6 protein-coding genes, 1 tRNA gene and 2 rRNA genes are annotated in these 5907 nt (G+C 56.0%); 5 read left to right on the top strand and 4 right to left on the bottom strand.

The window, feature by feature from the left end:
• The 4 genes from HP459_RS20610 to HP459_RS20595 all read left to right on the top strand — a co-directional run.
• Positions 1-855, top strand: an 855-nt coding sequence (locus HP459_RS20610; RefSeq protein WP_171936753.1) for an anaerobic C4-dicarboxylate transporter family protein, incomplete at its 5' end; no start/stop codon positions are given.
• 113 nt (positions 856-968) lie between these two features.
• Positions 969-1292: a divalent cation tolerance protein CutA gene (cutA, locus tag HP459_RS20605; RefSeq protein ID WP_003855908.1), complete on the top strand. Its 324-nt coding sequence runs from the start codon at positions 969-971 to the stop codon at positions 1290-1292.
• Positions 1268-2971, top strand: coding sequence for a protein-disulfide reductase DsbD (locus tag HP459_RS20600; RefSeq protein WP_171936752.1), 1704 nt, complete (start codon positions 1268-1270; stop codon positions 2969-2971). The genes cutA and HP459_RS20600 overlap by 25 nt, the downstream gene beginning before the upstream one ends.
• Before the next feature lie 49 nt (positions 2972-3020).
• Positions 3021-3596, top strand: a complete 576-nt coding sequence (locus HP459_RS20595; RefSeq protein WP_022646797.1) for a transcriptional regulator — start codon at positions 3021-3023, stop codon at positions 3594-3596.
• Here the strand turns inward: HP459_RS20595 and HP459_RS20590 are convergent.
• Together HP459_RS20590 and HP459_RS20585 are read right to left on the bottom strand one after the other, a co-directional pair.
• Entirely contained in the window at positions 3593-4183 is a 591-nt protein-coding gene (locus tag HP459_RS20590; protein ID WP_171936751.1) for a LysE family transporter, read from the bottom strand. The two genes, HP459_RS20595 and HP459_RS20590, sit on opposite strands and share 4 nt — an antisense overlap.
• A gap of 35 nt (positions 4184-4218) precedes the next feature.
• The gene (locus HP459_RS20585) at positions 4219-5064 is read right to left on the bottom strand and encodes an AraC family transcriptional regulator (RefSeq protein ID WP_023299117.1); all 846 of its coding nucleotides are present in this window, start codon (positions 5062-5064) and stop codon (positions 4219-4221) included.
• A gap of 169 nt (positions 5065-5233) precedes the next feature.
• Between HP459_RS20585 and HP459_RS20580 the strand changes: the two genes are divergently transcribed.
• A tRNA-Phe gene (locus HP459_RS20580) sits at positions 5234-5309 on the top strand.
• 244 nt (positions 5310-5553) lie between these two features.
• Here HP459_RS20580 and rrf read toward each other — a convergent pair.
• Together rrf and HP459_RS20570 are read right to left on the bottom strand one after the other, a co-directional pair.
• Positions 5554-5669 (bottom strand): 5S ribosomal RNA (gene rrf / locus HP459_RS20575).
• A gap of 69 nt (positions 5670-5738) precedes the next feature.
• Positions 5739-5907 (bottom strand): 23S ribosomal RNA (locus HP459_RS20570); the annotation flags it as partial.

Raw genomic sequence — 5907 nt, 5'->3', positions numbered from 1 at the left:
GCGGTGGTCTTTTTCGCGGGTATCCTCGAGCCGATGGGCGTAAGTTATCTGACGCTGCTGGCGATCTGTATTCCGGTCACGCTGATTGCAGTAATGATCACTGCCGTGCTGTGTAACTTCCTCGGCGCCGAGCTGAAAGACGATCCGGTTTACCAGGAGCGTCTGGCAAAAGGTGAAGTGAGCCTGCGCGGTAGCCAGGTCTTTGAGCTGAAGCCGCATGCAAAACGCTCCGTGCTGCTGTTCCTGATTGGTATCGTCGCCGTGATGTTCTACGCGACCGCCATCAGCGATACGGTAGGTCTGATCCAGAACCCGGTTCTGCCGCGTAACGAAGCGATTGTGGTATTTATGCTGACCATCGCGACGCTGATCAGTATCACCTGTAAAATCGACACCAGCGAAGTGCTGAACGCCAGCACCTTCAAATCCGGTATGAGCGCCTGCGTGTGCGTGCTGGGTGTGGCGTGGCTCGGTGACACCTTCGTGAAAGCGCACATCAGCGATATCCAGACAGTTGCAGGCGACCTGCTGCACAACTATCCGTGGCTACTGGCGGTGGTGCTGTTCTTTGCCGCAACGCTGCTGTACTCCCAGGCTGCGACCACCAAAGCGCTAATGCCTGCGGCACTGATGCTGGGCGTGACGCCGCTGACGGCGATTGCCTCTTTCGCGGCGGTTTCCGCCCTGTTCGTGCTGCCAACCTACCCAACCCTGCTGGCCGCGGTTGAGATGGATGACACCGGCTCGACCCGTATCGGTAAATACGTGTTTAACCACGCGTTCCTCATCCCGGGCGTGGTGGCGATTACGCTCTGCGTGGTCCTCGGCTTTATCATCGGCGGCATTGTGCTGTAAACGGTTAGCCGTTGTAAAAATAGTTAAAAACGGGCCGCGCTGCGGCCCGTTTCATTAATGACCAATCACATGGCGTGATATAGTGAAGACTTTCGTGATGAGGAGGTCGACTTGTGAACACGCCTGATGCTGTTGTTGTACTGTGTACCGCCCCTGATGAAGCTTCTGCCCAGGATCTCGCCGCCAAAGTGCTGGCCGAAAAACTGGCTGCCTGCGTCACGCTACTTCCCGGCGCCACCTCCCTTTATTACTGGGAAGGCAAGCTGGAGCAAGAGTACGAAGTCCAGATGTTGCTCAAAACCAATCTGACCAACCAGCAGGCGCTCCTCGACTGCCTCAAGTCTCATCATCCTTACCAAACCCCGGAGCTGCTGGTGCTGCCAGTGGTCCACGGCGATAACGATTATCTCTCATGGCTCAACGCTTCTTTACGCTGATCCTGCTGCTGTGCAGCACGTCAGTTTTTGCCGGGTTGTTTGACGCGCCCGGCCGTTCGAACTTTATTCCTGCCGACCAGGCATTCGTTTTCGACTTTCAGCAAAACCAGCACGATCTCAGCCTCACCTGGCAGGTGAAAGAGGGTTACTACCTCTATCGCAAGCAGGTCAGCATCACGCCGGCAAAGGCTGACGTCGGCGCATTGCAGATGCCCGCTGGCGAATGGCACGAGGACGAGTTCTACGGTAAAAGTGAAATTTATCGCCAGCGCTTAAGCGTGCCCGTCACGGTGAATCAGGCGGATAAAGGCGCTACCCTGACGGTGACGTATCAGGGTTGCGCCGATGCGGGCTTCTGCTATCCCCCTGAAACAAAGGTCGTTCCGCTTAGCGAAGTGAAAGCGGCGGCCTCCCCTCTCCCCTCAGGGGAAATGGCCAGTGTGAGGGGTGAAGGCGAAGCCGCTTCAGACCTTCCGTTCTCAGCGCTTTGGGCGTTATTGATTGGTATCGGCATCGCCTTTACGCCCTGCGTACTGCCTATGTACCCGCTTATCTCTGGCATCGTGCTGGGTGGTAAGCAACGCCTTTCCACCGCCCGCGCGCTGTTGCTGGCCTTTATCTATGTGCAGGGCATGGCGTTAACCTATACGGCGCTCGGCCTCGTGGTCGCCGCTGCCGGGTTGCAGTTCCAGGCCGCCCTTCAGCACCCTTATGTGCTTATCGGACTGTCAGCAGTGTTTATTCTGCTGGCGCTGTCGATGTTTGGCCTGTTCACCCTGCAACTGCCCTCTTCCCTGCAAACCCGTCTGACGCTAATGAGCAACCGTCAGCAGGGGGGCTCTGCGGGCGGCGTGTTCGCCATGGGTGCCATCGCCGGGCTGATTTGCTCCCCCTGCACCACCGCGCCGCTGAGCGCCATCCTGTTATACATTGCCCAGAGCGGCAACCTTTGGCTCGGCGGCGGCACACTGTACCTTTACGCGCTCGGCATGGGTCTGCCGCTGATCCTTGTGACGGTATTTGGCAATCGTCTGCTGCCGAAGAGCGGCCCGTGGATGGAGACAGTGAAAACCGCGTTTGGTTTTGTCATTCTGGCGCTACCGGTCTTCCTGCTGGAACGCATCATCGGTGATGTGTGGGGTACGCGTCTGTGGGCTATGCTCGGCGTGGCCTTCTTCAGCTGGGCATTTATCGTGAGTCTGGGTGCGAAGAAACCGTGGATGCGCCTGCTACAGATCCTTCTGCTGGCGGCCACGCTGGTGAGCGTCCGTCCGTTACAGGACTGGGCGTTTGGCACCCCGACAGGTCAAACACAGGCTCATCTGAATTTTATACAGATTAAAAACGTGGATGACCTTAACCGCGCCCTGGTGCAGGCGAAAGGCAAACCGGTCATGCTCGATCTCTATGCCGACTGGTGCGTGGCCTGCAAAGAGTTTGAAAAATACACCTTCAGCGATCCGCAGGTACAACATGCGCTGAGCGATACCGTTCTGCTCCAGGCGAACGTTACCGCCAACAGCGCGCAGGATAAGGCTCTGCTGAAGCAACTTAACGTGCTCGGGCTGCCTACCATCCTGTTCTTCAATGAACAGGGGGAAGAACAGCTGACGCAGCGTGTAACCGGGTTTATGGACGCGACGGCATTCAACGCGTATTTGCGCAATCGCCAACCGTAAACAACACTTTAGACGGGACAAACCGTTGGGAATAGCGGAGGAGATAACCGTGCAACGCGAAGACGTACTGGGACAAGCCCTGCAATTACTTGAGATTCAAGGGATCGCCAGCACCACGCTTGAGATGGTAGCCGACCGTATCGATTACCCTCTGGATGAACTTAAGCGCTTCTGGCCGGATAAAGAGGCGCTGCTGTATGATGCCCTGCGCTATCTCAGCCAGCAGGTGGATATCTGGCGCAGGCAACTGATGCTGAATGAAGAGCTGACCACCGAGCAAAAGCTGCTGGCACGCTATACCGCACTGACGGAGTGTGTCACCAACAACCGTTACCCAGGCTGTCTGTTTATCGCCGCCTGCACCTACTTCCCCGATCCCGGGCACCCCATCCATCAGCTGGCAGATCAGCAAAAACGAGCCGCGCACGAGTTCACACACGAGTTGTTGACCACACTTGAAGTGGATGATCCGGCAATGGTCGCGAAGCAGATGGAGCTGGTGCTGGAAGGTTGCCTGAGCCGCATGCTGGTGAACCGTAGCCAGGCGGATGTGGATACGGCGCACCGTCTGGCGGAAGATATTTTGCGGTTTGCGCAGTGCCGTATGGGTGGTGCACTGACCTAAGCCAGCATTCCCGTCCAGGCGGAAATAAACAAACACAGCGCCATTGCACGTTGAAATCGCACCATCGCCGCGGTGGTGCGGAAAATCCGGTTCACCGCCTTCCCCAGCCACGCCCAGCACAACAAACAGACCACTGAGATCGCCAGAAACCATAGCGCCATCAGCGAAATATCCCGTAATGCATGGTCGCTTGCCGGAGCAAACAGGCTGACGACGGCCAGCGCCATCATCCAGGTTTTTGGGTTTACAACCTGTAATAACGCCGCTGCCCGCGCGGTAAATCGGACATGACGCCTGGAGGAGAGATTCGTGGCCGGGGCGCTAAACAGCTGCCAGCTCATCCAGGAAAGCCACAGCACACCCGCCCAGCTCATTACCTGACGTATCAGTGGATACTGGCGTAACACTTCTCCTGCCCCAGCGCCTGAAACCAGAACAATAGCGCTGGCGGCAATACACCCGCCCAGGATCGCAGGAACCGTATTTTTTACGCCAAAGTGCTGACTGTTAGCCAGTACCAGAATGTTGGTTGGCCCCGGCGTAATCGAGGCGACAAATGCAAACAGCAGGAAGGGTATTAAATTCACAGGTGGCTCCTTTTAGTAGAGCCATGAATGTGCCGTTATTTTCTGGAAACGTCTGGAAGGTTTGTGCACAACCGACGGTAGTGTGCCGGAGAAATACGGTACGCCCGCTGGAACCAGCGACCAAGATGGCTTTGATCGGCAAAACCTACTGCCGTCGCCACATCAACAGGCAGTTCCCCATACGCCAGCATCTGTCGGGCCTTTGCCAGGCGCAGCTGGATAAGCCAGGCGTGCGGCGCAAGGTGAAATTCGCGCTTAAAGCAGCGGGTGAGCGTAAAGCGATCCGTCCCCGTCTCCCGCGCAAGGTCTGACAGCCCCACGTTCTCGCCGATATGCGCATAGAGATAGTCGCGGGCACGATGCGCCACAGCGGAGCTTTGTAACTGCGACGGGAGTTTCTTCCGCCAGTGGCAGTGGGCTGTAATCTTAGTGAGCAGGTTATCCATTGTGCTCTGTTGTACGATCTTCATCTCATCGTTATGCAGCGAGGCAAATGTATCACCGATAGCGCGCACCAGCTGAGGCTCTCGCGTCAGCGTTTGGGCAAAGTGGAGGGTGTAACTCCCGGGAGTAGAGTCATACAGCCCTTGAAGCGTACGGGTGAGCCAGTGTTCATCCAGATAAAAGGTCAGATAAGTAAAGCCACCCTCTACCGGTGCATCACCGTCATGTATTTCACCAGGCTCAAGTAAAAAAGCATCGCCCGGCTGGCTACGGTGGCGTTCACGGCGACAGTGGAACTGCTGCGTACCGGAAAGGGTTATTCCGACCAGATAGCTATCATGCCAGTGGGGATCAAAGGCGTGTCCTTCGAAATGCGCCTTGATTGTCTCAATACCTGTTTCTGCATGCTGACGCAGCTCAAGCCAGTCGTTTGCCATACTGCCCTCCTCTTACCGTCAGCATTGTCACATCTTGCCTGAACTGTCTGGAAGATTTGTGCACTTTCAGCGCACAAACGGACAGATTGCCGCAAACTTAAGCAGTTGAACAGCTTTTCCCGAAATAATGTTGACGATCGCGCGCGATTGCGGTTTAATGCGCTCCGTTGCCCGGATAGCTCAGTCGGTAGAGCAGGGGATTGAAAATCCCCGTGTCCTTGGTTCGATTCCGAGTCCGGGCACCACTATTTAAAGAACCCAGCCTATGGCTGGGTTTTTGCTTTTCTGCGCTTATCAAAACCTTACCTAAATTTTATTCCTGTATCTCTTCCCGATGAGGTCGTGCGGCCGGCATTGCCCGGTGGCGCTGCGCTTACCGGACCTACAAAACCCGCATGCCAGATAAGGGGAAGCCGCCATCCGGCATGTTTTTCCGTGCACAAAGCAAAAAACCCCGCACCTTCCGGTACGGGGTTCTTTCTGTTTGATGCCTGGCAGTTCCCTACTCTCACATGGGGAGACCCCACACTACCATCGGCGCTACGGCGTTTCACTTCTGAGTTCGGCATGGGGTCAGGTGGGACCACCGCGCTAAAGCCGCCAGGCAAATTCTGTTAATCTGTATCAGGCTGAAAATCGTGTCTGTCTCTTCGCCGAAACAGCTTCGGCGTTGTAAGGTTAAGCCTCACGGTTCATTAGTATCGGTTAGCTCAACGCATCGCTGCGCTTACACACCCGACCTATCAACGTCGTCGTCTTCAACGTTCCTTCAGGAGACTTAAAGTCTCAGGGAGAACTCATCTCGGGGCAAGTTTCGTGCTTAGATGCTTTCAGCACTTATCT

This window comes from Enterobacter sp. CM29 (assembly GCF_013179605.1).
Classification (GTDB): domain Bacteria; phylum Pseudomonadota; class Gammaproteobacteria; order Enterobacterales; family Enterobacteriaceae; genus Enterobacter; species Enterobacter intestinihominis.
Note: the sequence above shows the minus strand (reverse complement) of the source record. Positions and strands in the feature narration are given on the sequence as shown.

Coding starts and splice junctions, on each gene's coding strand:
- HP459_RS20600 (WP_171936752.1), top strand. CDS start 1,268: ATGGCTCAACGCTTCTTTACGCTGATCCTGCTGCTGTGCAGCACGTCA.
- HP459_RS20585 (WP_023299117.1), bottom strand. CDS start 5,064: ATGGCAAACGACTGGCTTGAGCTGCGTCAGCATGCAGAAACAGGTATT.